Below are 26,916 nucleotides of genomic sequence, written 5' to 3' on the forward strand. Positions count from 1 at the left end.
GCCCTTCCCCCCACCCACCGCACCAAGGAGTCGACATGGCAGCAGACAAGCACGCAAGCGTTCACTGGGAAGGCGCCGGCAAGACCGGCAAGGGCCTGGTCAGCACCGAGACCGGCGCCCTCAAGGACTACCCCTACGGCTTCGCCAGCCGCTTCGAGGACGACAAGCGCGGCACCAACCCCGAGGAAATCGTCGGCGCGGCCCACGCGGCCTGCCTCACGATGGCCTTTGCCTTCGCGCTCGAAAAAGAAGGCTTCACCGCCACCAGGATCGACACCCGAGCCGCCGTGCGGCTGGCCAAGGACGGCGAGGGCTTCAAGATCGACCGCATCGCGCTCGAACTCGACGCCGCCGTGCCGAAGCTCGACGAAGCGAAGTTCCAGCAGATCGCCGCCGCAGCCAAGGCCGGCTGCCCGCTGTCGAAGGCGCTGGCGAGCGTGCCCGAAATCACGCTGAAGGCGACGCTGGCCGGCTGACCGGGCTGCTTATGATCGTCTCCACAACAAGGAGACGGATCATGAACAAGCCCATCCGGACCGCCCTGGCGGTCCTTTCTTTCGGCCTCGGCACCGCCGCGCTGGCCGCCTACCCCGACAAGCCGATCAAGCTCGTCATCGGCTTTCCGGCCGGCGGCCCGCTCGACCAGCATGCACGCCTGCTGACCGACAAGCTGCAGGCCGTGCTCGGCCAGCCGCTGATCGTCGACTACAGGCCGGGCGCCGGCGGCTCGGTAGGCGCCGACGCGGTCGCCAAGAGCCCCGCCGACGGCTACACGCTGATGCTCGCCAACACCGGCGTGGCGGTGATCAACGGCGCGCTCTACAGCAAGCTGCCCTACAACACGCAACGCGACTTCGTGCCCATTGCGCGCACCGCCATGCAGCCGCTGGCGCTGCTGGTCACGCCCAAGCTGCCGGTGCAGAACCTCAAGCAGTTCGTCGACTACGCCAAGGCGCGGCCCGGCCAGGTCAACTACGGTTCGGCCGGCAACGGCGGCATCAGCCACCTGGTGCCCGAGATGTTCAAGACCGCGACCGGCATCTTCATGGTGCACATCCCCTACCGCGGCAGCGCCCCGGCGTTCACCGACCTGATGGGCGGGCAGGTGCAGTTCATGGCCGAATCGATTCCGCAGGCGGCCAACTATCACAAGCAGGGCAAGGTGCGCGCGCTGGCCGTGACCAGCCGCGAACGCAACCCCGCCCTGCCCGACGTGCCGACCGTGATCGAGTCGGGCGTCAAGGGCTTCGAGGTGGTGGGCTTCTACGGCTTCCTCGCGCCGAAAGACACGCCGAAAGACGTGGTCGCCAGGCTCAGCGACGCCTTCAAGCAGGTGCTGAACAACCCCGAGGTACGCGACCGCATGGTCAGCCAGGGCGCCGACCCGGCCTACCTGGGCAGCGAGGACTTCGCGCGTTTCCTGGCAACGGAAACGCCGCGCTGGGAAAAGGCGGTGAAGGCGTCCGGCGCGCGGATGGACTGACCGCCGACCGGTCCGGTTGCGCGCCTGCGCCAGCACCGGCGCCAACTTTTTTGCGATTGCCTTGCCCGTTACGCAGGCGCGTCGGCCGCGCATTGCCAAGTCTCTTGGATATAGTGCCGCACCTTGTCGCGTGGAGGGCGACCTGCGTCGCCGGAGACGACAAGGGCAACGCAATCAAACGGGAGGAATCGCGCAATGCGCACACATCAAGACCACACCGGCCTCCGCCGCCGCATGGCAGCCCTGGCTTGTTTCACGGCCATGTCTTTTTCGGCCGGCGCCGCCGACACGGCGCCCGACCTCGATGCCGCGAAGACGGCGCTCACGGCATTCGCGCAATGCGATGCATCGTTTTTCACCTTGCTGGGCCAGAAGCCTCAGCTATTCGGGTCAGGCGTCGAAGTCGCCATGAACGGCACGGTGGCCGCCCCCACGGTGGCCGATCCACGGTCGGAGAAAGGACAGCGGCAGTCCTTCGCACGGCCGATCGACGTGGCAGGCCTGCGCCTGCTCGCCTGGCGCAACGAGGTGAGCTACGACGCGACGATGGGCGCATTTCTCTGGTGGGGCTTCGACGTCGAAGGTACGCCCGACAAGGCCGCGGATGCACTCAACCGTCTTCTGCAGCCAGCCCAGCGTGTCGTGAAGACAGGCGCCGAATGGGCTCGCGCGGAAAACCGGCGGATCGGCGATCCCATCGACGCATGGCGCCGTGGTGGACAGTCCGGATCCGTGACGCAGAAGGGCACGGTCGAGCGCGTGCTGCTCATCGAAGCCGACGAGGCGCCCGGCCGGACCAAGGTCTCCTGCGCCTTGCAAGGCTCCGTCACGCCGCCCTTGCTGGAACGCGTGCGTCCCGACCTTCCAACGTCGCTGCAGCAATGAGCAAAGCCGTCATCAGACTCGTCCTGGCCGCCGCGCTGGGCCTGGCCATCGCGGGCTGCGCGTCGGTGCCCCTCACGGGCCAAGGCGCGTGCCGGGTCGCCGGCAACCTGCCGCTGACCGCCGACGGGGCCGCCTATGTGCAACCGGACCGAGCCGTGGCGCTCTGGACCCGTTGTGTCGACAGCGGACCGCAGACCGCCATCCTGAAGGGCCTTGCGCTCAAGATGCGCAGCCACGCGAGACGGCAGCTCGAACAGTACGACGAGGCCATTCAGGACCTCGAAGCATCCCAGCGCCTGATTCCACCCCGCGCGGCCTGGGACTTCATCAACCTCGCGTCGCTGTACCGCGACGCAGGGCAGCCCACCAAGGCACTCGAGCTACTTCGCAAGATGCAGGACGAGCGGCTCGGCCTGTCGGGCATGCCGGCCTACTACCACCTGGGCAGGACCTTGAGCGAGCTCAAGCAATGGCCCGAAGCAACCGAAGCCTTCACCGAGGGCTTGAGGTATCAACCGACCTATGCGTGGGCTTACCTGTACCGCGCCCTCGCGTACGACGCGCAGGGCCGGCGCGAATTGGCCAGGAAGGACCTGGATCGCGGCAAGGAGTTGCTGGGCACCGAAATCAAGCCGGCCGATCGTGCTCAAGTGCTTGTCTCGCTGCGGCAGCCGCCCTTCGATGCTCTACTTCCCCGGTATGGCTTCGACAGCGCGACCTTCATGCCGGACAGTCTTCAACAAGATGAGTGAACGACATCAGCCGCTACGTGGCGCAGAGCAAGGCGAACCGAAGTTCTGCGCGCCGGAGCGGCTCGAGGAACTCGAGGCCGTGATCCCCGCGTTCGAAAAAGGCGACTTTCCAGTCAGGTTCTGAAAACCTGAGGGCTGCACAGCCTCTTTTTGGTGCACACGCCTTGCATACCAGTTGGCATAGAAGCTGCTGGTATGCAGGCCTATGGCCATTTCCGCATCCGAAATCAGTGCACGCATCGTCGAAGCGGTGATGGCGCAGAAGCTCGCGCCGGGTTCGCGCCTGGGCGAGCAGCAGCTGGCGATGCTGTTCGACTGCAGCCGCACCATCGTGCGCGAGGCCCTCACCCGGCTGGCGGCGCGCGGCATCGTCACGGTGAGCGCGCGGCGCGGCTGGTTCGTCATCGAGCCTTCGCAGGACGAAGCGCGCGAAGCCTTCGAGGCGCGGCGCGTCATCGAACTGGGGCTCATTCGGAGCGCAGGCAGCGCGGGCCGCACCGGGAAGATCGAGAAGACCGCCCTGCGCCAGTTGAAGGCGCACCTGCAGCGTGAAAAAGCCGCACTGAAAGAGAGCGACGTCGGCAACCGCAGCTTCCTGCTCGGCGACTTCCACGTGTGCCTGGCCGAATGCCTGGGCAACACGCTGCTGGCCGACACGCTGCGCGACTACACCGCGCGCACCACGCTGATCGCGATGCTCTACCAGTCCACGCACGACGCGGTTCAGTCGTGCGAAGACCATGTGCAGATCGTCGCGGCGCTGGAGCGCGGCGACCACGCCGCCGCCGAGGCGCTGATGGCCGAGCACATCGGCACGGTGCAGTCGGCACTGCGCGTGCAGGCGCCCACCGACCCGCTCGCGCAGCTGCGCGACGCGCTGGCGCCGCTGCAGAACACCCAGGCCGCCGCAGTCGCAGCGCCAAAGGCCAAGCGCCGCAAGCCGGGCGTCACACCCCCCGATTCCGATTCTTCGACTTACCTAGGAGCCTTGCTATGACCTTCTCTTTCCTGTCCAAACGCCAGTTCGCGCTCGCCATGGTGTCCGTGGCCATGCTGGCCGCCACCGGCGCGGCGCAGGCCCAGAACGCGCTCGACAACGTGCTCAAGGCCAAGACGATCAAGATCGCCGTGCCGACCGACTACCCGCCCTACGGCTCGGTCGACAAGAACATGAAGCCGCAAGGCCTCGACGTGGAAATGGCCGAGCTCATCGCCGCCAAGCTGGGCGTGAAGGTCGAGCTGGTGCCCGTGACCAGCGCCAACCGCATTCCCTACCTGCAGACCCGCAAGGCCGACCTGGTGATTTCCACGCTCGGCAAGAACCCGGAGCGCGAGAAGGTGATCGACTTCTCTTCCGCCTACGCGCCCTTCTTCCAGGCCGTGTACGCCGCCAAGAGCATGAAGCTGGCCAGCTTCGCCGACATGGCGGGCAAGACCGTTGCCGTGACGCGCGGCGCGATGGAAGACCAGGAGCTGAACAAGGTGGCGCCGCCGAACGTCGACTACCGCCGCTTCGAGGACAACAACGCGACCATCGCCGCCTTCGTGGCCGGCCAGACGCAAACCATTGCAACCAGCGCGGCGGTCGCCGGCGACATGCTCGCCAAGAACCCCAAGGTGAGCGCCGAATTCAAGCTGCTGCTCAAGGACAGCCCCTGCTTCGTCGGCATCGCCAAGGGCGAGACCGCATTGAAGACCAAGGTCAACGAGATCATCGCCGCCGCCAAGAAGGACGGCACGCTGGACGCCATGTCGAAGAAGTGGCTGGGCAAAGCCGCAGGCGACCTGCCTGTCTGATCGAGCCACGCGGCCATGAACATCGAATTCGACTTTGGCGCAGTTCTGTCGGAATGGCCGCTGCTGCTGCGCGGCGTGGCGTGGACCATCGGCCTCACGGCCGTGGGCACCGTGCTGGGCATGATCGTCGGCACCTTCTGCGCCTGGGCGCGCGCGAACGGGGCGGCATGGCTGCGCATCGCCGTGGGCACGTATGTGGAGCTGATCCGCAACACGCCCTTCATCGTGCAGCTGTTCTTCATCTTCTTCGGGCTGCCGGCGGCGGGGGTCAAGCTCTCGCCGGAGGTGGCTTCGGTGATCGCGATGGTGATGAACCTCGGCGCCTATTCCACAGAGATCATCCGCGCCGGCATCGAGGCCACGCCCAAGGGGCAGATCGAAGCCGCGGTGAGCCTGGCGCTGAGCAAGTCGCAGGTGTTCCTGCGCGTGGTGCTGCCGCCGGCGCTGAAGAAGGTGTGGCCCGCGATGGTGAGCCAGATCGTCATCGTGATGCTGGGCTCCGCCGTGTGCGGCCAGATCTCGACCGAGGAGCTGAGCTACGCCGCCAACCTCATCCAGAGCCGCAACTTCCGCGCCTTCGAGGCCTTCATCGTCGCCACGCTGATCTATCTCGCGCTGTCGGTCGCGTTGCGCCGGCTGCTCGACTGGGCGGGGCCGAAGTTCTTCTTCGGCCGCTGACCGAATACGGGGCCCTTCACCATGGTCGATTTTTCTCTCTGGGACATCCTGCGCAACCTGCTGATGGCGTTGCGCTGGACCGTCGTACTGTCGCTCATCGCCTTCATCGGCGGCGGCATCGTGGGGGCGCTGCTGCTGTTCCTGCGGCTGCGCGGCGGCAAGTTCGCGAACAAGGCCGTGGGCCTGTACGTGCAGCTCTTCCAGGGCACGCCGCTGCTGATGCAGCTGTTCCTGGCCTACTTCGGCATTGCGCTGTTCGGCATCGACGTGTCGGCATGGACCGCCGCCAGCGTGGCGCTCACTCTCTACACCAGCGCCTTCCTTGCAGAGATCTGGCGCGGCTGCGTGGCTTCCATCCCCAAGGGCCAGTGGGAAGCCTCGGGCAGCCTGGCGCTGAGCTTCGGCGAGCAGATGCGCCACGTGATCCTTCCGCAGGCGGTGAAGATCGCCATCGCGCCCACGGTCGGCTTCCTGGTGCAGGTCATCAAGGGCACGGCGCTGGCCTCGGTGATCGGCTTCGTCGAGCTCACCAAGGCCGGCAGCATGATTTCGAACGCCACCTTCAAGCCCTTCGTGGTGTTCAGCTGCGTGGCCCTGCTTTATTTCGTGCTGTGCTTCCCAGTGAGCCTGTACGCCAAGACCCTCGAGAGGAAAACCCATGGCCGCCGTGCTTGAACCGCAACAACAGCCCGCCACCTCGGTGGGTGCGCCCATCGTGCGCATCACCGCGCTGCGCAAGTCCTACGGCACCAACGAGGTGCTCAAGGGCATCGATCTCGACGTGAAGCGCGGCGAGGTGATCGCCATCATCGGCAAGAGCGGCTCGGGCAAGAGCACGCTGCTGCGCTGCATCAACGGGCTCGAGGTGTTCCAGGAAGGATCGCTCACCGTCGACGGCAAGCCGCTGCTGCATGAAAGCGCCATGGCCATGCGCGAGCTTCGCCAGCGCGTGGGCATGATCTTCCAGAGCTTCAACCTGTTCCCGCACCTCACGGTCGGCAAGAACGTGATGCTCGCGCCCACGCTGGTGAAGAAGCGCGCCGGCCTCGAAGCCGCCTCGCAGGCGCGCAAGCTGCTCACGCGCGTGGGCCTGGCCGAGAAGTTCGACGCCATGCCCGACCAGCTCTCCGGCGGCCAGCAGCAGCGCGTGGCCATCGCCCGCGCGCTGGCGATGGAGCCGGCCGTGCTGCTGTGCGACGAGATCACATCCGCGCTCGACCCCGAACTGGTGGGCGAGGTGCTGCGCGTGGTGGAGTCGCTGGCCGACGAGGGCATGACGCTGCTGATGGTGACGCACGAGATGAGCTTCGCGCGCAAGGTCAGCGACCGCGTGATCTTCATGCACCAGGGCCGCGTGCACGAGATGGGGCCGCCGGCGGAGCTGTTCGGCAACCCGCAGACGGCCGAGCTGAAGCAGTTCCTGTCGTCGCTGCATGACTGACTGAGGGCGCACCATGGGCTATCCTCTGCCCATGGCCGGCCTGCACATCGCGTCGATTATTCGCACCATCCGAGAGATGGTGGGTTAGCGCGCGGTTCTTCTACAGACTTCACGCCATGCAACCCGCCCCAAGAGGCGGGTTTTTTGTCTCCTGGGGTTTTCTTCAAGACCACGACAGGAGATCGAACGATGTCATCGAACCCCACCCGTCCCGTACTTCACATGGTCTGCGGCAAGATCGCCGCGGGCAAGTCGACCCTCACCCAGCGCCTGGCCGCCGAGCCCGCCACGGTGCTCATCAGCGAAGACACCTGGCTCGCCGCGCTGTACCCGGGCGAGATCCGCGAGCTGCCCGACTACGTGCGCGCATCCGGCCGGCTGAAGGCGGCCATGGCCGACCACGTGGCTGCCCTGCTTGCGGCCGGCGTGTCGGTGGTGCTCGACTTTCCCGCAAACACCGTCGCCAACCGGGCCTGGGCGCGCGGAATCTTCGAGAAGGCCGGCGCGGCGCACCGGCTGCATTTTCTCGATGTGCCCGACGAGGTTTGCAAGCAGCGGCTGCGGGCGCGCAACACCTCGGGCACGCATGCCTTCGAGACCTCGGACACCCAGTTCGAGCTGATCAGCAGCCACTTCGTGCCGCCATCGCCGGACGAAGGCTTCGAGGTAGTGCGGCATGCATGAGCCGCTAAGCTCGGCCCCCATGCAGATCGAGCAAGCCCTCCCCGAGGAAGCCGTCACCGTGGCGGCCGTATTGAATGAAGCCGCGCAATGGATCGCAGCCGAAGGCCGTCCGCTGTGGACGGCCACCGACATCGCACCCGAGCGCATCCGGCGCGACACCGAAGCCGGCAGCTACTTCATCGCACGCAAGAACGGTGACGTGGCCGGCGTCGTCCGGCTCGACCTCGAAGACCCGAACTTCTGGCCCGAGATCGAAAGCGGGAGTTCGGTGTTCGTGCACAAGCTGGCGGTGCGCAGGGCCTGGGCCGGGCAAGGCGTGCCGATCGCGCTGCTGGGCTTTGCGCGCGAGCATGCGCGCGGACTCGGCCGTCCCTGGCTGCGGCTCGACTGCGTGGCCGACCGGGCACCGCTTCGCAGGCTGTACGAGGGCTTCGGGTTCTCGCTGCACAGCGAGATCCGCAAGCAGTCGGGTGCCTTCGCGCGCTATGAGCTGCCGCTTGGCGGCTAGTAGTGCTCGTCCACGCGCCCCATTAGCGGCGGCTGCACCGCCCACCAGAGCTGCTCCGTCTCCCAATGCACATTGAGCCCCGGCGGCGGCGCGTGGCGGTCGTCGCCGACCCACAACATGCCGTGGCGCTCGATGTGCGCTGGCGACACCCACGGGCTTGCGACCAGGTCGCCTTCCAGCAGCACGAGGGGACGTTCGGACAGCCGCAATGACAGCGCGCTCGCCATGCGCGCGGGCCCGGTGATGACGCGGATCGGGCCGTCCAGCGCGATGCGGGCTTGCGGCCCGATGCGCGCCGCCAGCTGGGCCGAGCGGAATTCGGCCGAACGGCTCTTCGACAGGCCCAGCCCGCTCACAGGCGACGTGGCCCAGGCCATGGCCGCGAGCAACAGCTGCACGACGACGAAGCCGGCCAGCGCGTGGCGCCATGCGACGCGCTGCCAGCGCTCGGCGGGAACGCACAGCATCAGCGCCGCGCAGGTGAAGGACATGAAGGCGGTGCCCCACTGGAACTGCAGGTCGGCCCCGGCCGCAAGCCCGATCAGCACCACCGTCAATAGCGGCAGCAGGCCCCATGCGAACAGGAAGCGCCTGGCGTCAGGGTGAATCTCCGGCACCTCGCGCGCCGACAGCACGCTGGGCGGCACCACAGCCGCGCGCCTGGTCTTCCACAGCAGGCCGGCGGCAAGCAGCAGTGCGGGGCTGGCCCGGTTGCACTGGTCGGCCAGCCAGTGCAGCGCATGCGCGGTGCGCTGGACGCAAGGCATCGCCGCGCCCAGCGAGGTGCGGCTGGCGTACTGGAACGGAAGGAAATCGTGCGCCACCAGCCACCACAGGTGCGGTGCGAAGACCATCGCGGCCACACAGCCGGCCGCCAGCAGGCCGCGCACATGCACCATGTCGCGCCAGCCGCGTTTCACGAGCCAGTAGGCGATGACGGACACACCCGCCAGCGCCACCTGGTACTTGGCCAGCGCGCCCAGCCCCAGCATGAGCCCCAGCGCGAGCCACGCGCCCTGCGAGCGGTCGGCAAAGGCGCGCCAGCAGAACCACGCGGCGGCTGCCACGAACGGCAGCAGCACCGTGTTGTGGTTATAGAAATTGGTGCGGGTGCTGTAGTAGGTGATGCACAAGGAGCCGAGCAGCGCCAGCGCCGCGAAGTGCCGGCCTGCCAGTTCGCGCACCAGCCGCCAGGAGATCAGCAGCGCCGCCGAGATGACCAGCGCCCCGGCCACGCCCACGACCCATTCGTGGATGCCGAAGACCCGCACCAGCGGCCAGATCAGGATGGTCGGCAGCGGCGGATGCTTGTAGTAGCCCCATTCGACGGAGCGCACCCAGGTGAGCTGCTCCACCGAATCGGTCGGCGGCGACCAGCTCAGCGCGGACAGCAGCGTGATCCATGCGATCGCCCAGACCGCCATCCAGAGCGCGACCTCGGACGTGCGGGCGGCGGGAAAACGGGACGAAGGCAGCAGCGCGCCAAGGTCGAGCATCGCACGCCCGGGAACACTCGCCCGGCTGTCGGACTGAAGCAGCATGTGTGAAAAGCATCCGTGAGAGAGGTCGGACGGGGCGGACTTCGGCCGCAGCCCCGATCGCTCGCATGGGTGACATTCCTGCCGGAGCAGGAAATGCTGCCTGGTGCGCGGACCGCATATTAACCAAATTTCATTACAAAACTTTACCTGCCAGACAAGATGCGGCGCCCCGACAACACCTGCCGGCCACCGGGAATGTTTGTGCCTGTGGCAAGCTCTGCGAGGTATGCACATCCGCTCTTCTGTCCCCCTCACTTCCCGCCGCCGGATGCTTCGCGTGCTGCTGGGCGCCGCAGCCCTGCAGGCGCCGTTCGCGGCGCTGGCCGGCTTCAACTTCTTCACCAGCGAATACACCGCCACGCGAGACGAGCTGCAGGCGCAGATCGCCAGGCGCTTTCCGGTGGCCGAGCGCTATGCGGAGATCTTCATGGTCGGCCTGCGCGATCCGCAACTGGGCCTTGATGCGCGCAGCAACCGCGCGGCCATCACGGCCACGCTGACCATCGCGAGCCCCCTGCTGGCCGCCTCGCCGGTGCAGGGCCTGGTGTCGGTCAGCAGCGCGCTGAAGTACGACGCCGCCACACGCGCGCTGCGGCTCGACCAGCCCAAGGCCGAGCGGCTCGAGCTGCAAGGCGTGGAGGGGCGCGACGCCGAACGGCTGCAGAAAGTCGGCGCGGTGGTCGCGCAGGAACTGCTGCAAGGCCAGGTGCTGCGCAGCTTCACTGCGGACGAACTGACGGTCGGGCGCAAGACCTACGAGATCGGCGACATCACCGTGTCGGACAACGGCATCAAGGTGCAACTCAAATGAAGATGAAATTCACGCTCCTCGCCGCCACCGCGCTGCTCGCCGCCGGCTGCGCGGCCATCATGCCCACGGCCAGGCAGCATTTCGACCTCGAAGCCCATCGCGGCGGCCGGGGCCTGGCGCCGGAGAACACGCTGGCTGCGTTCGACAACGCCATCGACCTGGGCGTGACCACGCTGGAACTCGACATCGGGCTCACGGCCGACGGCGTGGTCGTGATCTCGCACGACACCTCGCTCAACCCCGATCACACCCGAGACGCCAGCGGCGCCTGGCTGGCGCCCAGGAGCGGCGCGGCGATCCGCTCGCTCACGCTGGCACAGCTGCAGACCTACGACGTGGGCCGGCTGAACCCGTCGAGCAACTACGGCAAGCAGTTCGCGCTGCAGCAGGCGCGCGACGGCGAACGCATTCCGACGCTGGCCTCGCTGTTCGAGCGGGTGCAGGCACGCGGCGCCAATGCGGCCACGGTGCGCTTCAACATCGAGACCAAGATCGATCCGAACAAGCCCGGCGAAACCGCTGCGCCGGAGCCGATGGTGCGCGCGCTGCTGGCCGAGGTCGACAAGGCGAAGATGGCCGGCCGGGTGACCGTGCAGAGCTTCGACTGGCGCACGCTGGCGCTGGTCGGCCAGCTCGCGCCGCAATTGCCGCGCGCCTACCTCACCACGCCGCGCACGCTGCAGGACCCCCGCTGGACCGCGGGCCTGACACTTTCGAGCTTCGCGTCGGTGCCGCAGATGGTCAAGGCCGCGTCGGCCAACGGAACCGGCCCGGTGATCTGGTCACCGGCTTATGCCGACCTGTCGCCCGACGTCATCAAGGAGGCGCAGAAGCTCGGCATGACCGTGCTGCCCTGGACAGTGAACCAGCGCGCCGACATGCAGCGGCTGATGGACTGGGGCGCCGACGGCATCATCACCGACTACCCCGACATGCTGCGCGACCTGATGCGCGAACGCGGCCTGGCCCTGCCGCCACCCGGAAAGGCCACGCCATGAGCCGCGAACTCGCCGCGGCCCAGCTCGACGCCCTGGCCGCGCGCATCGCGGCGCTGAGCAGCAGCGGTGGCGGCTCCGTCACCGCGCTGTCCAACGATGCACGCGGCAGCGCCGAACTGCTTGCCGCACTGCCGCCCCGCTACGGCGAGGTGCTGCTGAACCTGCTCGACCGGCTCGAGTCGAGCGCGCTCTTCAGCGAGGAAAGCTGCTCGTTCAGCCAGAAGGACCTGCTCGACAACCTGCAGGTGTGGGCCGACAAGGCCCGGGGCCAGCTGGTGGCATAAGTCGCCGGTTTATCATCCCGCCCCATGCGCACCCTGCTGCTCGCCCTGATGATCGCCCTGCTGCCCATCCGCGGCTGGCTCGGCGATGCAATGGCGCTGGAGATGGTGCGGCATTCGCTGCCGGCGGCCTCCGCGGCTTCGATGGCAACGGCGGCGACCGAAACCCATTGCCACGAGGCGATGGAAGCCGACAAGAGCATGGACCACATGGCCATGTCCATGGCCGACCATCACGCCGGCTCGCACGACGACGACAACGACGCCGGCAGCCACCAGGGCTGCGGCACCTGCACCGCCTGCCAGGTCTGCCACACGGTGGCACTCGGCGGCATGCCCCTCGTCGGCATCGTGCACAGCGCGCCGCAGGCACCGCCCGCCGCGCACGCGAGCCGCTTTGCCAGCGCGGAGCCCGCCCCGGGCCTGAAGCCGCCCATTTCCTGATCTCCCTGCCCGTAGTCCGTCCGCAGTGAGCCTGTTCCGGCTCGCGGCGTCCGTCGTATTGCTCATGGAGATCGAGCGTGAACCCCATCTTTGGCCGGCAGCCCGCCGGCCGCAATTCTTCTTCTGTTTCATTCGTCCGCACCACGGCCGCGCTGGCTGCAGGGCTGGTGCTGGCCGGTTGCGCCAGCCTCTCGTCCGACGGCGGCAGCGCCGACGTGCAGGCGCTGACGGCCGGCAATCCGCTGGTGGCCGGCGCCACGGCCCAGCGCGCGCCCGATGAGGCCTCGCGCAAGCGCATCGGCGAGTTGCTCGCGCGGCCGCTGGATGCCGAGTCGGCCGTGCGCATCGCGCTGGTCAACAGCCCGCGCGTGCAGGACGCCTTCGCCACGCTGCAACTGAGCGACGCCGACCGCGTGCAGGCCGCGAGCCTGCCGAACCCGGTGTTCGCCTTCAGCCGCCTGAGCGAAGGCAGCGAGCGCGAGTTCGAGCGCATGCTGAGCTTCAACGTGGTGGGCCTGCTCACGCTGCCGTGGCAGGCGCGCTGGGCCGGCCAGCGGCATGAGTCGGCCAAGCTGCAGGCCGCGCAGAGCGTGCTGGTGCTGGCCGCCGACACCCGCCGCGCCTGGGTGCGCGCGGTGGCCGCGCAGCAGAGCGTGGCCTACCTGCGCGACGCGAAGGAGGCCACCGAAGCCGGCGCCGAACTCGCGCACCGCATGGCCAAAGCCGGCAACTGGAGCACGCTGCAGCGCACGCGCGAACAGCTCCTTCTGGCCGACGCGGCGGCGCAGCTCGCTCGCGCAGAACAGGCGGCCGTCGCCTCGCGCGAGCAGCTCACCCGGCTGCTAGGCCTGAGCGGCGGCGATACGGCCTACACCCTGCCCGACCGCCTGCCGCCGCTGCCCGATGCAGCGCCTGAACTCGGCGACGTGCAGGCGCTGGCGCTGCGCGACCGGCTCGACGTGCGTTCGGCCACGGCGCAGAACGCGGCGGTGGCCGGCTCGCTCGGCCTCACGCACGCCACCAGCGTGATCAATGCGATGGAACTGGGCGTGGTGCGCAACACGAAGTTCGACAACGGCGCGGACCGCTCGCGCAGCACCAAGCGAGGCTTCGAGCTCGACCTGCCGATTCCGGTCTTCGACTGGGGCCAGGCGCGCAACGGCCGCGCCGAGGCGCTGTATTTGCAGTCGGCCGCCCGCGTGCGCGACGTGGGCGTGCTGGCCGCGAGCGAGGCGCGCGAGGCATGGCGAGGCTGGAACACCGCCTACGCCATCGCCCGCCGCTACCGCGACGAGGTGCTGCCGCTGCGCAAGCAGGTCAACGAGGAAATGGTGCTGCGCTACAACGGCATGCTCGCGAGTGTGTGGGAGCTGCTGGGCGAAACCCGCGCCAGCGTGCTTGCGGTGAACGCGGGCATCGAGGCGCAGCGCGACTTCTGGCTGGCGGACACCGATCTTCAGCTGGTGCTCACCGGCAGTTCGCCCGGCGGCATGACCGCGCTGCAGACCGCCGCGGCCAGCGAAACACCCGCGGCGGGAGGCCACTGACATGAACCGCCGCAACTTCTTCGCGGGGGCGGCCACGGCCGTTGCCGCCACCACGGTGAGCCGCGTGGCCATGGCCGCGCTGCCCGAGCCGGTGTCGCAACGCTCGACCGCCACCGCGCCGCCGCTCAACCCGCCCAACGGCCGGCCCTACAACCCCGTCGTCACGCTCAACGGCTGGACGCTGCCCTGGCGCATGAACGTCGGTGTCAAGGAATTCCACCTCGTCGCCGAACCCGTGGTGCGCGAGATGGCGCCCGGCTTCAAGGTCAACATGTGGGGCTACAACGGCCAGTCACCCGGCCCGACCATCGAGGTGGTCGAGGGCGACAGCGTGCGCATCTTCGTGACCAACCGGCTGCCCGAGCACACCACCGTGCACTGGCACGGCCAGCGGCTGCCCAACGGCATGGACGGCGTGGGCGGCATCACGCAGCCGCACATTCCGCCGGGCAAGACCTTCGTCTACGAATTCACCGCGCGCCGGCCCGGCACCTTCATGTACCACCCGCACGCCGACGAGATGGTGCAGATGGCGATGGGAATGATGGGCTTCTGGGTCACGCATCCGCGCGAGGCCCGCAGCCATCCGCTGATCGAGCCGGTGCAGCGCGACTTCTGCTTCCTGCTCGGCAGCTTCGACGTGGAGCCAGGCAGCGCCACGCCCAAGGTCAACACCATGACCGACTTCAACATCTGGAGCTTCAACAGCCGCGTGTTCCCGGCCATCGACACGCTGAACGTGCGCAAGGGCGACCGGGTGCGCATCCGCGTGGGCAACCTCACGATGACCAACCACCCCGTCCACATCCACGGCCACGAGTTCGAGGTGACGGGCACCGACGGCGGCCCGGTGCCGCGCACCGCGCGCTGGCCGGAGGTGTCGGTCGACGTGGCGGTGGGCCAGATGCGGCAGATGGAGTTCATCGCCGACGAGGAAGGCGACTGGGCGCTGCACTGCCACAAGGCGCACCACACCATGGGCCCGATGGGCCACGAGGTGCCAACCATGATCGGCGTCGACCAGAAAGGCGTGGCCGAGAAGATCCGCAAGCTCGTGCCCGACTACATGGTGATGGGCGACAAGGGCATGGCCGACATGGGCGAGATGGAGATGCCCATTCCCGACAACACCGTGCCGATGATGACCGGCGCCGGCCCCTTCGGATCGGCCGAGATGGGCGGCATGTTCACGCTGCTGAAGGTGCGCCGCGACCAGAAGCCGGGCGACTACCGCGACCCGGGCTGGTTCAGGCACCCGGCGGGCACCGTAGCGCGCGAAGTGCCCGGCGCGGCCGTGCCACCGGCCACGCGCAGCACCCCTTCCGCCAAGCACGACAACGACAAGACCGACGCCAGCGTGCGCAAGCCTTCCGGCCAGGGCGCACACAACCACTGATCTCTTTTCCTGGAACTCACCTCATGAACAAGACACTCGCATCCATCGCCGCCTGCCTTGCCCTTGCGGCAGCCGCCACCGCGGCGCAGGCCCACGAGAACCACGTCGCCAAGCCGCAAGGCGCCGCCACGCTCGCCCCCGAACAGAAGCCCTGGGGCATCGCGGGCAAGGCCGGCGCGGTGAAGAGAACCATCGACATCTCGATGGCCGACGACATGACGTTCACGCCTTCGGTCATCGAAGTGCGCGAAGGCGACACCATCCGCCTGCGCCTGAAGAACCGCGGCAAGGACCTGCACGAACTGGTGCTCGGCACCACCGCCGAGATCGAGGCGCACGCGGCCATGATGAAGAAATTCCCGGGCATGGAACACGACGAGCCGTGGATGGTTCACGTGCCCCCGGGCAAGACCGGCGACATGGTCTGGACATTCAACCGCGCCGGCGATTTCGACTTCGCCTGCCTGGTGAAGGACCACTACGAGCTCGGCATGGCGGGCCGCGTCCGCGTGCTGCCTGCCGCCGGCAAATCCTGAAGGAGAAACCATGCAAAGAAGAAAGCTGCTGCTGGCATTGGCTTCGACTGCCGTACCTTTCACTGCGATGGCCGCGGCGCCGATGGTCGAGATCTGGAAGGACCCGAACTGCGGCTGCTGCCAGGACTGGGTCAGGCACCTCGACAAGAACGGCTTTGCCACGCACGTGCATGACGAAGGCAACACCGCCGCGCGCACCCGCCTGGGCGTGCCCGCCAAGCTGGGCTCGTGCCACACGGGCCTCGTCGGCGGCTACGCCATCGAAGGCCATGTGCCCGCGCGCGAGATGCAACGGCTGCTCAAGGAAAAGCCCAAGGCCATCGGTCTCTCCGTGCCCGGCATGCCTGTCGGCTCGCCCGGCATGGACGGCCCGGCCTATGGCGACCGGCGCGATCCCTACGACGTGCTGCTGGTGCTGGCCGACGGCAGCACGCGCGTCTATCAAAGCTATCGCTGAATCAAACGACTACCCAGGAAAGCAAACTCATCATGAAGAAACTGTTCACCGCACTCTCCGCCGCCCTGCTCGCCGCAGCAGCCTTTGCGCAGGCTGCACTGCCTTCCGTCGAAGGCGAGGTCCGCAAGGTCGACACCGACGCGAAGAAGATCACGCTGAAGCACGGCGACATTCCCAACCTCGATATGACCGGCATGACGATGGTCTTCCGAGTGAGCGACCCCGCGCTGCTCACGAAGGTGAAGCCCGGCGACAAGGTGCAGTTCACGGCCGACAAGGTAGACGGCGCGCTCACGGTGCTGTCGATAGCGCCGGCGAACTGAGATTCGCCAGCCAACTCTAGGACTTGAAGCGCGCCGGATCGAAGGGCGCCAGCGGTATCTCCGCGGCAACACCCGCGAGCAGCTGCGCCGCCAGTCGCCCCGTGCGCGCCGAGCCGCACAGGCCGACGTGGCCATGCCCGAAAGCCAGCACGATGTCGGCGCTGGCACCTGACGGGCCGATGCAGGGCAGCCCGTCGGGCAGGCTCGGGCGGTGTCCGAGCCAATGCTTCACGGAAGGCGCGCCAGGCGCGGGCCGTGCAAGCGAGGGAAACATCGATTGCAGATGCTCGTGGAGGATTGCGGCGCGGCGCCAGTCGGGCGCGGCTTCCAGGCCCGCGATCTCGACCTGCCCTGCCGCGCGCAGGCCGCCGTCCATCCAGTGCGCGATGAGCTTGCCATCGGCCACCATGGTCGGCGTGCGCGGGCCGGCCTTGGCGTCTTCGACGACCACGTGGTAGCCGCGTTCCGATTCCAGCGGCACCGCGGAGCCGGCGGCCGCGGCCAGCGCGCCCGAGCGGGCACCGGCGCAGATGGCAGCGCCGTCGCAGGCGATTTCGCCGGCCTCGGTGCGCACGGCGCGCAACCGGCCGCCCTCGATGCGAAACCCCGTTGCGCGAGCGGCGACACGTTCGGCGCCCGCATCGAGCGCACGCCGGGCAAGGGCCGCCACGTAGGCGCCCGGGTTGCGGCAGTGGCCGGCTTCGGGCACGAAGATGCCGAGGGTGTAGCGCGCATCGAGATCGGGCTCGCGGCGGCGCAGTTCGGCCTCCGGCCATTCCTCCCACTGGATGCCGACGCGCCGGCGCACGCGCCAGCCCAGCGCATCGCCGTCGAACTCCGCGCGCGAGCGGTAGGCGTGCAGCAGCCCGCGCCGCTCGATGAGTTGCGGCACGCCCGCTTCGGCAGCCAGTTGCGCGTGCAGCGCGGGCGCATCGGCCAGCAGCGTGCGCAGTGCGTCGGCGGTGCGCTGCACGCGCGCCTCGGTCCAGCCCGAGGCCAGGTAGCGCAGCAGCCATGGCAGGGCCCGAGGCAGGTAGCGCCAGCGCAGGGCGAGCGGCCCGAGCGGGTCGGCCAGCCAGCCCGGCACCTTGCGCCAGGCGCCCGGCAACGCAGGCGGCACTACGGAATGCGACGACAGCCAGCCGGCGTTGCCGTAGCTCGTGGCCTGCGGGCCGCCCGGTTCACCGGGCTCCACCACCGTCACGCGCAGGCCCGCGCGCAGGGCTTCGATGGCGGTGGCGCTGCCCACCGCGCCCGCGCCGATCACCACGACATGACGGCTCCCGCCGTCGGGGGAGAAACTTCTTGCAACTGTCATGGTGCTGATCGTAGAGGGTGCGGTCTCATAATCGGCCGCCATGTCAGCCCCCTCTTCCACCTCTTCCCATTCCGCCGGCTCCATCACCGACGTCGCCGGCATCGAAGTCGGCCATTTCTCCGACACCCGCCGCCCCACCGGCTGCACCGTGATCATGGCGCGCGACGGCGCCGTGGGCGGTGTCGACGTGCGCGGCGCGGCCCCCGGCACGCGCGAGACCGACCTGCTCGCGCCCGGCAACCTGGTGCAGCAGGTGCACGCGGTGATGCTCGCGGGCGGCAGCGCCTGGGGCCTGGCCTCGGCCGAAGGCGCCATGCGCTGGATGGAGGAACGCGGCATCGGCATGGACGTGCGCTTCGGCACGCTGCCCATCGTGCCCGCCGCCGTGCTGTTCGACCTGCCGATGGGCGATGCGCGCATCCGCCCCGACGCCGCGGCCGGCTATGCCGCCTGCGAAGCCGCGAGCACGGCGCCGCCCGCCGAAGGCAACGTGGGCGCGGGCTCCGGCGCGCTGGTGGGCAAGCTCTTCGGCGTGCACCGCGCGATGAAGGGCGGCATCGGCACCGCGTCGGTCACGGTCGGCGGCGTCACTGTGGGCGCGCTGATCGCGGTGAATCCGCTGGGCGACGTGATCGACCACAACACCGGCCAGCCCGTGGCCGGCGCGCGCACCGAAGACGGCAAGTCACTGCTCGACACCCGCCGCGCCCTGCTGCGCGGCGACAGCCCCAAGCCGCTGCTGGCGGGCACCAACACCACCATCGGCGTGATCGCCACCGACGCGGTGCTGACCAAGGTGCAGGCCAACCGGCTTGCCATGGTCGCGCACGACGGGCTGGCACGCTCCATCAACCCGGTGCACACCATGAGCGACGGCGACACGCTGTTCGCGCTGGCCACCGGCCGCGTGCCGCTGGAAGGCAACGCCCCGGGCATGACGGTGCTCAGCACCATGGCCGCCGAGGCTGTCGCCATAGCCACGCTGCGCGCGGTGCAAGCGGCGCGCACGGTGACGGTGGGCGAGCTGCACATTCCCTGCGCGGCGGACATCGCAGCAACGCGCGGCTGAATACGGGAAAGATCACCATGGCGTTCCCCAGGACCTTGAAGCTCATCCTGCTGTCGATCCGCGACCTGATCGCCTCGGCGGGGCCGATCGTGTTCATCGTGATCGGCCTCCTGGTCGCCGCCTACTGGTGGCTGCAGCCGCAGCCGCCCAAGCACGTCACGCTCGCCACCGGCCCCACGGGCAGTGCCTACGCGCAGTTCGGCAAGCACTATGCGGAAGCCCTCAAGCGCGCCGGCATCGAGGTGGAACTCAAGCCCACTTCAGGCTCGACCGAGAACCTGCAGCTGCTGCGCACCGGCGGTGCCGACGTGGGCTTCGTGCGCGGCGGCAGCGCCGACCCGGTGGCCGACGAGGAAGCAGGGCTCACTTCGCTCGGCAGCCTGTTCTACGAGCCGATCTGGCTGTTCTATCGTGCCGACACCGCGCAGAAGATCGACCGCAAGACCGGCACGCTGACATCGCTCACGCAACTGCGCGGCCTGCGCGTGAACGTCGACCTGCCGGGCAGCGGCCTGCCGGACATCATGGAGCGCATGCTCAAGGCCAACAAGCTCGGCCCCGACGACCTGCTGCTGTCGAACCTCGAGCAGGCCGCCGCCGCAGAGGCGCTGCAGGCGGGGCTGCTCGACGCCATCGTGCTGTCGTCGGCGCCGCAGTCGCCGCAGGTGCAGCACCTGCTGCGCTCGGACGACATCAAGCTCATGGACTTCGGGCAGGCCGACGCCTATTCGCGCCGCTTCCCGTTCCTGTCGGCCGTGACGCTGCCGCGCGGCGTGGTCGACCTGTCGAAAGACCTGCCGCCGCATGACGTGTCGCTGCTGGCAGCCACCACATCCTTGCTGTCACGCGACGAAACGCACCCCGCCCTGCGGCAATTGTTCGCGCAGTCCGCACAGACGCTGCACAGCGGCGCCGGCTGGTTCAACCGGGCGCGCGACTTTCCCAACACACGCACCAGCGAACTGCCGGTGAGCCCCGAGGGCGACCGCGCCATCAACGGCACGCCGCCGGCATGGCAGCGCTACCTGCCGTTCTGGGCCAGCAACCTGGTCGAGCGCATGTGGCTGGTGCTCGGCGGCCTGCTGGTGCTGATGCTGCCGCTGAGCCGCGTGGTACCTCCGCTCTACCAGTTCCGCGTGCGCCGCCGCGTGTTCCGCTGGTATGCGCGGCTGCGCGACATCGAGGCCAAGGTCGATGCGCACAAGGGCGAGACGAAGGCGCTGCTGGACGACCTCGACCAGCTCGACCGCACCGTCAACAAGGTGGCGGTGCCGCTGTCTTATGCCGACGAGCTCTACGCGCTGCGCAACAACATCTATGCGGTGCGCAAGCGCGTGCTGGCGCGAAGTGCACCCGAGGCCGAACCGGTGGCGGCCGCCACGAGCAATGCTGGGTGACGGCAAGGCGCTTTCGGGCCTGAGCGCGCTGATCGACTTCGTGGAGCCGCGCAGCAACGGCACGAGCCGGCTGCGCATGGCCTTCGGCGCGCCGTCGCGCTTGCTGGTGGCGCGGACTGCCAGCGAGGTGCGGCCGGTGCTGGAGGCGGTGGAGGCAATGGCACGCGAGGGCCGCTGGTGCGTGGGCTACCTGCGCTACGAAGCCGCCGCGGCTTTCGACCCCGCTTTCGCGGTGCACGACGCCGACGGTCCGCTGGCATGGTTCGGCGTGCACGACGAAGCGCTGCCCTGGCCCGATGCCGCGCCTTCAGCACCTTCAGCGCCCTCCCCGCCTTCTGTCGATTGGCAATGCAGCCTGCCGCGCGCGGCCTTTGACCAACGCATGCAGGCCATCCATCGCGCGATCGCGGATGGCGAGCTCTATCAGATCAACTACACCGCCGCCCTGCGCGCCGGCTTCCAGGGCGATGCGCGCGACTGGTTCCTCGCGCTGCGGCAAGCGCAACCCGGCGGCTACACCGCCTTCATCGACAGCGGCGAAGAGCAGGTGCTGTCGGTGTCGCCCGAACTGTTCTTCGACCGGGAGGGCGAGCACATCCTCGCTCGGCCGATGAAGGGCACGGCGCCGCGCGGCGCCACTGCGGAGGAAGACGATGCGCTGGCGCGGCGGCTGCGTACGGTGGCCAAGGAGCGCGCCGAGAACGTGATGATCGTGGACCTGATCCGCAACGACCTGTCGCGCGTGGCGCGGCCTTTCTCGGTGCGGGTGCCACGGCTCTTCCACACCGAGGCACTGCCCACCGTATGGCAGATGACTTCGGACGTCGAGGCGCTGGTGCGCGACAGCACCTCGCTGGCCGATGTATTCGCGGCGCTGTTCCCCTGCGGCTCGATCACCGGAGCGCCCAAGGTCAGCGCCATGCGGCTGATCCGCGAACTGGAGCCCGAGACACGCGGCGTGTACTGCGGCGCGGTCGGCGTGGTGCGGCCCGGCGGCCATGCGACTTTCAACGTGCCGATCCGCACGGTGACGCTGCGCAGTGGAGAAGCTCGCTGCGGCATCGGAAGCGGCATCACCGCCGATGCGCGGGCCGATGCGGAGTGGGACGAATGGCGGCACAAGCGCGCCTTCCTGTCGCGTGCACGGCGCGACGACGAACAGAATTTCGATCTGCTGGAGACCCTGGCGCTGGTGGAAGGCGAATTGCGCGATGCGGCGGCGCACCTCGAACGCATGGCCAGCGCCGCAAGGCATTTCGGCCGCCCGTGGAACGAAGCGCTCGTGGCCGCATGCCTGCATGACCTGCAGGCACGGCACGCGGGCGGCACATGGCGCGTGCGCCTGCTGCTCGACGCGCAAGGCACGCCCCGCGCCGAAGCCTTTGCCATGGAAGCGCCACCCTCACGCGTGCGACTGCAGCTTGCGGACCGCGCATTCGACGAGGCCCAAAGCGACTTCACCCGCTTCAAGACCACCCGCCGCGCCCACTACGAGGCCTTCGCGCCCACGGTGCCGGGCGTGTTCGACACGCTGCTCTGGAACCGCGACGGCGAGATCACCGAATGCACGCGCGGCAACATCGCGCTGCTGCTGGACGGCCGCTGGGTCACGCCTGCGCTGCACTGCGGCCTGCTGGGCGGCGTAGGCCGAGCCAGCCGGCTGCGCAGCGGCCAGCTTGCCGAAGCGGTCGTGCGGGTGGACGATCTGCCCCGCGTGCAGGCCCTGGCCTTCGTGAACAGCCTGCGCGGCTGGCTCGATGCCGATCTGCAGCTTCCTCAAAAATAGTTCAACGAAGCGCTTGACTTGGAGCGCGCTCTAATTTCGAGAATCAACGCCATGGAAACCAGTCTGACCATTGCGGAAGTCGCAGAGCGAACCGGCCTCACGGCCTACACGCTGCGCTACTACGAACGCATCGGGCTGATTGCCGCGGTGCCGCGTGCACCGGGCGGTCAGCGGCGCTATGCGAGCGCCGACATGGACTTGCTGGATTTCCTGTTGCGCCTGCGCGAGACCGGCATGTCCATCCAGGGCATGCAGGCCTTCGTCAGGCTTCGAAGCCAGGGGGACGCCAGCGTCGGCGAACGGCGCGAGATGCTCGAACAGCACCTTGCCGAAGTTCAGGCCCGGGTGGCGGCGCTGCAGCAATCCATGCAGGCGCTGTCGCTCAAGATCGACCACTACCGCGAGGTCGAGAAGACGACGAAGCGTCCTCCTCTGTCGGGCAAAGCCCGGAAAGGAAAGACGAGCAATGACGAACACACAGAACCAGGGCCACAACGAAAACCTGCGCTACACGCGTGGCCTGGCCAAGCTCCAAGAGATCGACGGTGAAGGCGGCGTCAAGGTGGTCGAGAGCCTGGCCGGCATCGCGCCCGACTTCGGCCGCCTGTTGATCGAGTTTCCATTCGGCGACATCTACTCGCGCCCCGGCCTCGACCTGCGCTCCCGCGAGATCGCGACGGTGGCCGCGCTCACCGCGCTGGGCAATGCCGCGCCGCAACTGAAGGTGCACATCCAGGCCGCGCTGAACGTCGGCGTGACGCGCGACGAAGTGATCGAAATCATCATGCAGATGGCGGTATACGCGGGCTTTCCGGCGGCATTGAACGGACTCTTCGCCGCACGCGATGTGTTTGCGGCGGACGATGAAAAAAGCGCGCGGCCCCTTGCGGAACCGCGCGCTCTTGCCGAAGCGGCCGAAGCCGCCTGAGCCTTATTTCAGCGCCTTGTAGCGCATGCGCTTGGGCTTGGCGCCTTCTTCGCCAAGGCGCTTCTTCTTGTCGGCTTCGTACTCCTGGTAGTTGCCGTCGAAGAAGGTCCACTGGCTGTCGCCTTCGGCGGCCAGGATGTGGGTGGCGATGCGGTCGAGGAACCAGCGGTCATGGCTGATCACCATGACCGTGCCGGCGAACTCGAGCAGCGCGTCTTCGAGCGCACGCAGGGTTTCCACGTCCAGGTCGTTCGACGGTTCGTCAAGCAGCAGCACGTTGCCGCCGGCGATCAGCGTCTTGGCCAGGTGCAGGCGGCCGCGTTCACCGCCCGACAGCGTGCCCACCTTCTTCTGCTGGTCGGCACCATTGAAGTTGAAGCGCCCCGCATACGCGCGGCTGGCCATCTGGAACTTGCCGACGTTGATGATGTCCAGGCCGTTCGAGATGTCTTCCCACACGGTCTTCTGGTTGGCCAGCTCGTCGCGGTGCTGGTCGACGAAGGCCATCTTCACGGTCTGGCCGATGACGACTTCGCCCGAATCCGGCTTTTCCTTGCCCGCGAGCAGCTTGAACAGCGTCGACTTGCCGGCGCCGTTCGGGCCGATGATGCCGACGATGGCGCCCGGCGGCACGGTGAAGCTCAGGTTGTCGATCAGCATGCGGTCGCCGAAGGACTTGCTGACGCCGTGGAACTCGAACACCTGCTGACCCAGCCGCTCCGCCACAGGAATGAAGATTTCCTGCGTTTCGTTGCGCTTCTGGTATTCCATGTCGCTCAGCTCTTCGAAGCGGGCCAGGCGGGATTTGCTCTTGGCCTGGCGTGCCTTCGGGTTCTGGCGCGACCACTCCAGTTCCTTCTTCAGCGCCTTGGCGTGGGCTTCTTCGCTCTTCTGCTCCTGAGCCAGGCGTTCGCCCTTCTGCTCGAGCCAGGTGCTGTAGTTGCCCTTCCAGGGAATGCCGCGACCGCGGTCCATTTCCAAGATCCACTCGGCCGCGTTGTCGAGGAAGTAGCGATCGTGGGTGATGGCCACCACGGTGCCCGTGAAGCGCTGCAGGAACACTTCGAGCCACTCCACCGATTCGGCGTCCAGGTGGTTGGTCGGCTCATCGAGCAGCAGCATGTCGGGCTTGCTCAGCAGCAGGCGGCACAGCGCCACGCGCCGCTTTTCGCCGCCTGACAGCAGGCCGATCTTCGCGTCCCACGGCGGAAGGCGCAGTGCGTCGGCGGCAATTTCGAGCTGGTGTTCGGAATCGGTGCCGGCGGTGGCGATGATGGCTTCGAGCTGGGCCTGCTCGGCCGCCAGCGCGTCGAAGTCGGCGTCTTCGGCGCCATAGGCGATGTACACCTCTTCAAGGCGCGCCTTGGCCGCGAACACCGCGCCCATGGACTCCTCGACCGATTCGCGCACCGTGTGCTCGGTGTTGAGCTTGGGTTCCTGCTCCAGATAGCCGATCGTCATGCCCGGCATGGGCAGTGCCTCGCCCTCGAACTCCTTGTCCACACCCGCCATGATCTTGAGCAGCGTGGACTTGCCCGAGCCGTTCAGGCCGAGCACGCCGATCTTGGCGCCGGGGAAAAAGGACAGCGAAATGTCTTTCAAGAGCTGCCGCTTGGGCGGCACGGTCTTGCTGACACGGTTCATCGAATAGACGTATTGAGCCATCTGGGAGTAGTTACCTTGGGTACAAAGATTCGGGGAAAAGCGCGGGCGCCAGAAAGGAGCATTCGGGCGCGGCAAACCACCGATTATCGACTCATGCGACAATAGGCACCGTTGCCGGGTCCAGTTGCCCGCAACACCGGCTCTCTGCCGGGGACGAAGAAAGCTCCAATCCAACAACCCTTTTGCGAGGGCGGACTTTCCGGCTCCCACCCCTGACCTTCATCTGCCTTGACTGGCTCGGCGTCAACAAGACGCCAAGCGGGCCGATGCCACTGCGCCGTGTATGGCGCTTATTGTTTCCAATGAATTTTGACGAACTGAAGCTGGCCCCCGCCATCTTGAAGGCTGTGCACGAGCACGGCTACGACTCGCCCACCCCCATCCAGGCGCAAGCCATCCCCGCGGTGCTCGAAGGTCATGACCTGCTGGGCGGCGCACAGACCGGCACCGGCAAGACCGCTGCCTTCACGCTGCCGATGCTGCACAAGCTCAGCATGAGCCGCAGCGCCACCAACAAGTTCGGCGGCGTCGGCATCCGCGCCCTCGTGCTGACCCCCACCCGCGAACTCGCGGCCCAGGTCGAAGAGTCGGTGCGCACCTACGGCAAGTACCTGCAGCTCGACTCGACCGTGATCTTCGGCGGCGTCGGCATGAACCCGCAGATCAGCAAGCTCAAGAAGGGCGTCGACATCCTCGTGGCCACCCCCGGCCGCCTGCTCGACCTGCAGCAGCAGGGCATGCTCGACCTGAGCCAGGTCCAGATGCTGATCCTGGACGAAGCCGACCGCATGCTCGACATGGGCTTCATCCACGACGTGAAGAAGATCCTGGCCCTGGTGCCCAAGGAAAAGCAGAGCCTGCTGTTCTCGGCCACCTTCAGCGACGAGATCCGCGACCTGGCCGCCACGCTGCTGAAGAACCCGCAGAGCATCCAGGTCACGCCGCGCAACACCACCGTGCAGCGCATCACCCAGGTGATCCACCCCGTGGGCCGCGGCAAGAAGAAGGCGCTGCTCGCGCACATCATCAACGAGAACAAGTGGAGCCAGGTGCTGGTGTTCACGCGCACCAAGTTCGGCGCCAACAGCGTGGCCGAATTCCTCACCAAGAACGGCATCGAGGCGATGGCGCTGCACGGCAACAAGAGCCAGAGCGCCCGCACGCAGGCGCTGGCCGGCTTCAAGAGCGGCGACATCCGCGCGCTGGTGGCCACCGACATCGCTGCCCGCGGCATCGACATCGACGAGCTGCCGCACGTGGTGAACTACGAGATCCCGAACGTCAGCGAAGACTACGTTCACCGCATCGGCCGCACCGGCCGTGCCGGTTCGAGCGGCGAGGCCGTGAGCTTCGTGTGCCTGGACGAAGAAGGCTTCATGCAGGAAATCGAACGCTTCACCAAGCAGACGATTCCCGTGCAGATCGTCGAGGGCTTCGGTCCCGAAGAAGGCGAACGCGCCGAGCCCATCGCCATGGGTCGCCAGACGATCTGGGGCGGCGCCGGCCGGCCGCCGAGCCGTGACGTGATGCAGGCAGCCGCCAAGGCCGCCCGCACCGAGATGCTGCAACGCATCCGCGAAAACAAGGCCGGCCAGGGTGGCGGCAACGGCGGTGGCGGCGGCAATGGCGGCGGTCAGCGCCGCGGCGGCGGCCAGGGCCAGGGTGGCGGCCAAGCCCGCAATGCCAACGGCGGTGGACAAGGCCAAGGCCCGCGCGGCCCGGGTGCCCGCGCACCGCAAGGCCGCGGCCCGCAAGGTCCGGCACGCGCACCGCACCATGCACCGCATCAGCAAGCCCATCAGCCGCATGACGAGCGCCAGCCGCGCCATCACGGCAACAGCCACAGCCCGACGCAAGCCAACCAGGTCGCGCACCTGCGCGCCGAAGCGGTCGCAGGCGGCGCGGGCCAGCCGGATCCGTTGCGCACCAGCGTCGACCACATGGGTGGCGGCCGTGGACGCGGTCGTCCGGGCGGCGGCGGCGGTGGTGGCTACGGCGGCAACCGTTCGGGCGGCGGTGGCCGCTCGGGTGGCGGCGGTGGTGGCTACGGCGGCGGTGGCGGCCGTTCCGGTGGCGGCGGTGGCCGTTCCTTCGGCCGCTGAGGCAAAAAGCACACACATCCGGGCGGCACGCCTGCCCGGAACCAGAACAAGGGCACTTCGGTGCCCTTTTCATTGGTGGCGCGGCACCG

Annotated in this window: 29 protein-coding genes; 26 read left to right on the plus strand and 3 right to left on the minus strand. The window is 68.1% G+C overall.

Translation table 11 applies throughout. The annotated features are described in order from the left end of the window. Nucleotides 1–35: 35 nt before the first annotated feature. The 11 genes from ACWV14_RS22070 to ACWV14_RS22120 all read left to right on the plus strand — a co-directional run bounded on the left by ACWV14_RS22070 (nucleotide 36) and on the right by ACWV14_RS22120 (nucleotide 8,228). Nucleotides 36–476: an OsmC family protein gene (locus ACWV14_RS22070; protein WP_081271490.1), complete on the plus strand. Its 441-nt coding sequence runs from the start codon at nucleotides 36–38 to the stop codon at nucleotides 474–476. Nucleotides 477–517: 41 nt separating this feature from the next. Continuing rightward, nucleotides 518–1,483 (plus strand): Bug family tripartite tricarboxylate transporter substrate binding protein, encoded by a 966-nt coding sequence (locus tag ACWV14_RS22075; protein ID WP_454903730.1) that lies wholly within the window; start codon nucleotides 518–520, stop codon nucleotides 1,481–1,483. Nucleotides 1,484–1,678: 195 nt separating this feature from the next. Next, nucleotides 1,679–2,368, plus strand: coding sequence for a hypothetical protein (locus tag ACWV14_RS22080; protein WP_454903732.1), 690 nt, complete (start codon nucleotides 1,679–1,681; stop codon nucleotides 2,366–2,368). Continuing rightward, a complete protein-coding gene (locus tag ACWV14_RS22085; RefSeq protein ID WP_454903734.1) occupies nucleotides 2,365–3,120 on the plus strand; it encodes a tetratricopeptide repeat protein in 756 nt (251 codons plus the stop codon). Before ACWV14_RS22080 ends, ACWV14_RS22085 begins: the two co-directional genes overlap by 4 nt. A 205-nt stretch (nucleotides 3,121–3,325) precedes the next feature. Further along, nucleotides 3,326–4,117 (plus strand): GntR family transcriptional regulator, encoded by a 792-nt coding sequence (locus ACWV14_RS22090; RefSeq protein WP_454903735.1) that lies wholly within the window; start codon nucleotides 3,326–3,328, stop codon nucleotides 4,115–4,117. Continuing rightward, nucleotides 4,114–4,917, plus strand: a complete 804-nt coding sequence (locus ACWV14_RS22095; protein WP_454903737.1) for a transporter substrate-binding domain-containing protein — start codon at nucleotides 4,114–4,116, stop codon at nucleotides 4,915–4,917. Before ACWV14_RS22090 ends, ACWV14_RS22095 begins: the two co-directional genes overlap by 4 nt. Before the next feature lie 15 nt (nucleotides 4,918–4,932). Then, nucleotides 4,933–5,595, plus strand: a complete 663-nt coding sequence (locus ACWV14_RS22100; protein WP_422087498.1) for an amino acid ABC transporter permease — start codon at nucleotides 4,933–4,935, stop codon at nucleotides 5,593–5,595. Between the two features lie 21 nt (nucleotides 5,596–5,616). Next, the gene (locus ACWV14_RS22105) at nucleotides 5,617–6,270 is read left to right on the plus strand and encodes an amino acid ABC transporter permease (RefSeq protein WP_454903739.1); all 654 of its coding nucleotides are present in this window, start codon (nucleotides 5,617–5,619) and stop codon (nucleotides 6,268–6,270) included. After that, nucleotides 6,254–7,036 carry an amino acid ABC transporter ATP-binding protein gene (locus ACWV14_RS22110; RefSeq protein WP_422087500.1) on the plus strand — a complete coding sequence of 261 codons (783 nt, stop codon included), beginning with the start codon at nucleotides 6,254–6,256 and terminating at the stop codon, nucleotides 7,034–7,036. Before ACWV14_RS22105 ends, ACWV14_RS22110 begins: the two co-directional genes overlap by 17 nt. Nucleotides 7,037–7,225: 189 nt before the next feature. After that, nucleotides 7,226–7,720, plus strand: coding sequence for an AAA family ATPase (locus ACWV14_RS22115; RefSeq protein WP_454903741.1), 495 nt, complete (start codon nucleotides 7,226–7,228; stop codon nucleotides 7,718–7,720). Nucleotides 7,721–7,739: 19 nt separating this feature from the next. After that, nucleotides 7,740–8,228: an N-acetyltransferase family protein gene (locus ACWV14_RS22120; RefSeq protein WP_454912793.1), complete on the plus strand. Its 489-nt coding sequence runs from the start codon at nucleotides 7,740–7,742 to the stop codon at nucleotides 8,226–8,228. On the opposite strand, the gene ACWV14_RS22125 is transcribed toward ACWV14_RS22120, so the two are convergent. Continuing rightward, a complete protein-coding gene (locus ACWV14_RS22125) occupies nucleotides 8,225–9,769 on the minus strand; it encodes a glycosyltransferase family 39 protein (protein ID WP_454903743.1) in 1,545 nt (514 codons plus the stop codon). The two genes, ACWV14_RS22120 and ACWV14_RS22125, sit on opposite strands and share 4 nt — an antisense overlap. A gap of 268 nt (nucleotides 9,770–10,037) precedes the next feature. Here ACWV14_RS22125 and ACWV14_RS22130 point away from each other — a divergent pair, with 268 nt between their 5' ends. The 9 genes from ACWV14_RS22130 (at nucleotide 10,038) to ACWV14_RS22170 (ending at nucleotide 16,562) form a co-directional block, all read left to right on the plus strand. Then, on the plus strand, nucleotides 10,038–10,580 hold the full coding sequence (locus ACWV14_RS22130; RefSeq protein WP_454903744.1) for a DUF1439 domain-containing protein: 543 nt from the start codon (nucleotides 10,038–10,040) through the stop codon (nucleotides 10,578–10,580). A 2-nt stretch (nucleotides 10,581–10,582) separates the two neighbouring features. Further along, nucleotides 10,583–11,578, plus strand: coding sequence for a glycerophosphodiester phosphodiesterase (locus tag ACWV14_RS22135; protein WP_454906053.1), 996 nt, complete (start codon nucleotides 10,583–10,585; stop codon nucleotides 11,576–11,578). Beyond that, nucleotides 11,575–11,862, plus strand: coding sequence for a hypothetical protein (locus ACWV14_RS22140; protein ID WP_454903745.1), 288 nt, complete (start codon nucleotides 11,575–11,577; stop codon nucleotides 11,860–11,862). Before ACWV14_RS22135 ends, ACWV14_RS22140 begins: the two co-directional genes overlap by 4 nt. Nucleotides 11,863–11,886: 24 nt before the next feature. Further along, nucleotides 11,887–12,303: a hypothetical protein gene (locus ACWV14_RS22145; RefSeq protein WP_454903746.1), complete on the plus strand. Its 417-nt coding sequence runs from the start codon at nucleotides 11,887–11,889 to the stop codon at nucleotides 12,301–12,303. Nucleotides 12,304–12,380: 77 nt separating this feature from the next. Beyond that, the gene (locus tag ACWV14_RS22150; RefSeq protein ID WP_454903748.1) at nucleotides 12,381–13,850 is read left to right on the plus strand and encodes a TolC family protein; all 1,470 of its coding nucleotides are present in this window, start codon (nucleotides 12,381–12,383) and stop codon (nucleotides 13,848–13,850) included. A gap of 1 nt (nucleotide 13,851) precedes the next feature. Continuing rightward, the gene (locus ACWV14_RS22155) at nucleotides 13,852–15,246 is read left to right on the plus strand and encodes a multicopper oxidase family protein (RefSeq protein WP_454903750.1); all 1,395 of its coding nucleotides are present in this window, start codon (nucleotides 13,852–13,854) and stop codon (nucleotides 15,244–15,246) included. 23 nt (nucleotides 15,247–15,269) lie between these two features. Beyond that, nucleotides 15,270–15,782 carry a cupredoxin domain-containing protein gene (locus ACWV14_RS22160; RefSeq protein WP_454903751.1) on the plus strand — a complete coding sequence of 171 codons (513 nt, stop codon included), beginning with the start codon at nucleotides 15,270–15,272 and terminating at the stop codon, nucleotides 15,780–15,782. Nucleotides 15,783–15,792: 10 nt separating this feature from the next. Then, nucleotides 15,793–16,239: a DUF411 domain-containing protein gene (locus ACWV14_RS22165; RefSeq protein ID WP_454903752.1), complete on the plus strand. Its 447-nt coding sequence runs from the start codon at nucleotides 15,793–15,795 to the stop codon at nucleotides 16,237–16,239. A gap of 32 nt (nucleotides 16,240–16,271) precedes the next feature. Continuing rightward, a complete protein-coding gene (locus tag ACWV14_RS22170; protein WP_454903754.1) occupies nucleotides 16,272–16,562 on the plus strand; it encodes a copper-binding protein in 291 nt (96 codons plus the stop codon). Between the two features lie 16 nt (nucleotides 16,563–16,578). Here ACWV14_RS22170 and ACWV14_RS22175 read toward each other — a convergent pair whose 3' ends face one another. Beyond that, nucleotides 16,579–17,880, minus strand: coding sequence for an NAD(P)/FAD-dependent oxidoreductase (locus ACWV14_RS22175; RefSeq protein ID WP_454903755.1), 1,302 nt, complete (start codon nucleotides 17,878–17,880; stop codon nucleotides 16,579–16,581). Between the two features lie 40 nt (nucleotides 17,881–17,920). On the opposite strand from ACWV14_RS22175, the gene ACWV14_RS22180 reads away from it, so the two are divergent. Genes ACWV14_RS22180 through ACWV14_RS22200 form a run of 5 tightly spaced genes read left to right on the plus strand, consistent with a single transcriptional unit; the run spans nucleotide 17,921 to nucleotide 23,060 of the window. After that, entirely contained in the window at nucleotides 17,921–18,949 is a 1,029-nt protein-coding gene (locus ACWV14_RS22180) for a P1 family peptidase (RefSeq protein WP_422087512.1), read from the plus strand. Between the two features lie 17 nt (nucleotides 18,950–18,966). After that, nucleotides 18,967–20,346, plus strand: a complete 1,380-nt coding sequence (locus tag ACWV14_RS22185; protein ID WP_422087513.1) for a TAXI family TRAP transporter solute-binding subunit — start codon at nucleotides 18,967–18,969, stop codon at nucleotides 20,344–20,346. Beyond that, a complete protein-coding gene (gene pabB / locus ACWV14_RS22190) occupies nucleotides 20,336–22,132 on the plus strand; it encodes an aminodeoxychorismate synthase component I (RefSeq protein ID WP_454903758.1) in 1,797 nt (598 codons plus the stop codon). Before ACWV14_RS22185 ends, pabB begins: the two co-directional genes overlap by 11 nt. Before the next feature lie 51 nt (nucleotides 22,133–22,183). Beyond that, complete coding sequence (locus ACWV14_RS22195; RefSeq protein ID WP_454903759.1) at nucleotides 22,184–22,681, plus strand: MerR family transcriptional regulator; 498 nt, start codon at nucleotides 22,184–22,186, stop codon at nucleotides 22,679–22,681. Beyond that, complete coding sequence (locus tag ACWV14_RS22200) at nucleotides 22,599–23,060, plus strand: carboxymuconolactone decarboxylase family protein (RefSeq protein WP_454903760.1); 462 nt, start codon at nucleotides 22,599–22,601, stop codon at nucleotides 23,058–23,060. Before ACWV14_RS22195 ends, ACWV14_RS22200 begins: the two co-directional genes overlap by 83 nt. 3 nt (nucleotides 23,061–23,063) lie before the next feature. Here ACWV14_RS22200 and ettA read toward each other — a convergent pair whose 3' ends face one another. Further along, entirely contained in the window at nucleotides 23,064–24,725 is a 1,662-nt protein-coding gene (gene ettA / locus ACWV14_RS22205; protein WP_056587499.1) for an energy-dependent translational throttle protein EttA, read from the minus strand. A 302-nt stretch (nucleotides 24,726–25,027) separates the two neighbouring features. On the opposite strand from ettA, the gene ACWV14_RS22210 reads away from it, so the two are divergent. Further along, a complete protein-coding gene (locus ACWV14_RS22210; protein ID WP_454903761.1) occupies nucleotides 25,028–26,827 on the plus strand; it encodes a DEAD/DEAH box helicase in 1,800 nt (599 codons plus the stop codon). Nucleotides 26,828–26,916: the final 89 nt, after the last annotated feature.

The organism is Variovorax durovernensis (assembly GCF_977011995.1).

Excerpts from the sequence above, each read along its gene's own strand:
- ACWV14_RS22070 (WP_081271490.1), top strand. The coding sequence starts at position 36 with ATGGCAGCAGACAAGCACGCAAGCGTTCACTGGGAAGGCGCCGGCAAG.
- ACWV14_RS22075 (WP_454903730.1), top strand. The coding sequence starts at position 518 with ATGAACAAGCCCATCCGGACCGCCCTGGCGGTCCTTTCTTTCGGCCTC.
- ACWV14_RS22080 (WP_454903732.1), top strand. The coding sequence starts at position 1,679 with ATGCGCACACATCAAGACCACACCGGCCTCCGCCGCCGCATGGCAGCC.
- ACWV14_RS22085 (WP_454903734.1), top strand. The coding sequence starts at position 2,365 with ATGAGCAAAGCCGTCATCAGACTCGTCCTGGCCGCCGCGCTGGGCCTG.
- ACWV14_RS22090 (WP_454903735.1), top strand. The coding sequence starts at position 3,326 with ATGGCCATTTCCGCATCCGAAATCAGTGCACGCATCGTCGAAGCGGTG.
- ACWV14_RS22095 (WP_454903737.1), top strand. The coding sequence starts at position 4,114 with ATGACCTTCTCTTTCCTGTCCAAACGCCAGTTCGCGCTCGCCATGGTG.
- ACWV14_RS22100 (WP_422087498.1), top strand. The coding sequence starts at position 4,933 with ATGAACATCGAATTCGACTTTGGCGCAGTTCTGTCGGAATGGCCGCTG.
- ACWV14_RS22105 (WP_454903739.1), top strand. The coding sequence starts at position 5,617 with ATGGTCGATTTTTCTCTCTGGGACATCCTGCGCAACCTGCTGATGGCG.
- ACWV14_RS22110 (WP_422087500.1), top strand. The coding sequence starts at position 6,254 with ATGGCCGCCGTGCTTGAACCGCAACAACAGCCCGCCACCTCGGTGGGT.
- ACWV14_RS22115 (WP_454903741.1), top strand. The coding sequence starts at position 7,226 with ATGTCATCGAACCCCACCCGTCCCGTACTTCACATGGTCTGCGGCAAG.
- ACWV14_RS22120 (WP_454912793.1), top strand. The coding sequence starts at position 7,740 with ATGCAGATCGAGCAAGCCCTCCCCGAGGAAGCCGTCACCGTGGCGGCC.
- ACWV14_RS22125 (WP_454903743.1), bottom strand. The coding sequence starts at position 9,769 with ATGCTGCTTCAGTCCGACAGCCGGGCGAGTGTTCCCGGGCGTGCGATG.
- ACWV14_RS22130 (WP_454903744.1), top strand. The coding sequence starts at position 10,038 with ATGCTTCGCGTGCTGCTGGGCGCCGCAGCCCTGCAGGCGCCGTTCGCG.
- ACWV14_RS22135 (WP_454906053.1), top strand. The coding sequence starts at position 10,583 with ATGAAATTCACGCTCCTCGCCGCCACCGCGCTGCTCGCCGCCGGCTGC.
- ACWV14_RS22140 (WP_454903745.1), top strand. The coding sequence starts at position 11,575 with ATGAGCCGCGAACTCGCCGCGGCCCAGCTCGACGCCCTGGCCGCGCGC.
- ACWV14_RS22145 (WP_454903746.1), top strand. The coding sequence starts at position 11,887 with ATGCGCACCCTGCTGCTCGCCCTGATGATCGCCCTGCTGCCCATCCGC.
- ACWV14_RS22155 (WP_454903750.1), top strand. The coding sequence starts at position 13,852 with ATGAACCGCCGCAACTTCTTCGCGGGGGCGGCCACGGCCGTTGCCGCC.
- ACWV14_RS22160 (WP_454903751.1), top strand. The coding sequence starts at position 15,270 with ATGAACAAGACACTCGCATCCATCGCCGCCTGCCTTGCCCTTGCGGCA.
- ACWV14_RS22165 (WP_454903752.1), top strand. The coding sequence starts at position 15,793 with ATGCAAAGAAGAAAGCTGCTGCTGGCATTGGCTTCGACTGCCGTACCT.
- ACWV14_RS22170 (WP_454903754.1), top strand. The coding sequence starts at position 16,272 with ATGAAGAAACTGTTCACCGCACTCTCCGCCGCCCTGCTCGCCGCAGCA.
- ACWV14_RS22175 (WP_454903755.1), bottom strand. The coding sequence starts at position 17,880 with ATGACAGTTGCAAGAAGTTTCTCCCCCGACGGCGGGAGCCGTCATGTC.
- ACWV14_RS22180 (WP_422087512.1), top strand. The coding sequence starts at position 17,921 with ATGTCAGCCCCCTCTTCCACCTCTTCCCATTCCGCCGGCTCCATCACC.
- ACWV14_RS22185 (WP_422087513.1), top strand. The coding sequence starts at position 18,967 with ATGGCGTTCCCCAGGACCTTGAAGCTCATCCTGCTGTCGATCCGCGAC.
- pabB (WP_454903758.1), top strand. The coding sequence starts at position 20,336 with ATGCTGGGTGACGGCAAGGCGCTTTCGGGCCTGAGCGCGCTGATCGAC.
- ACWV14_RS22195 (WP_454903759.1), top strand. The coding sequence starts at position 22,184 with ATGGAAACCAGTCTGACCATTGCGGAAGTCGCAGAGCGAACCGGCCTC.
- ACWV14_RS22200 (WP_454903760.1), top strand. The coding sequence starts at position 22,599 with ATGACGAACACACAGAACCAGGGCCACAACGAAAACCTGCGCTACACG.
- ettA (WP_056587499.1), bottom strand. The coding sequence starts at position 24,725 with ATGGCTCAATACGTCTATTCGATGAACCGTGTCAGCAAGACCGTGCCG.
- ACWV14_RS22210 (WP_454903761.1), top strand. The coding sequence starts at position 25,028 with ATGAATTTTGACGAACTGAAGCTGGCCCCCGCCATCTTGAAGGCTGTG.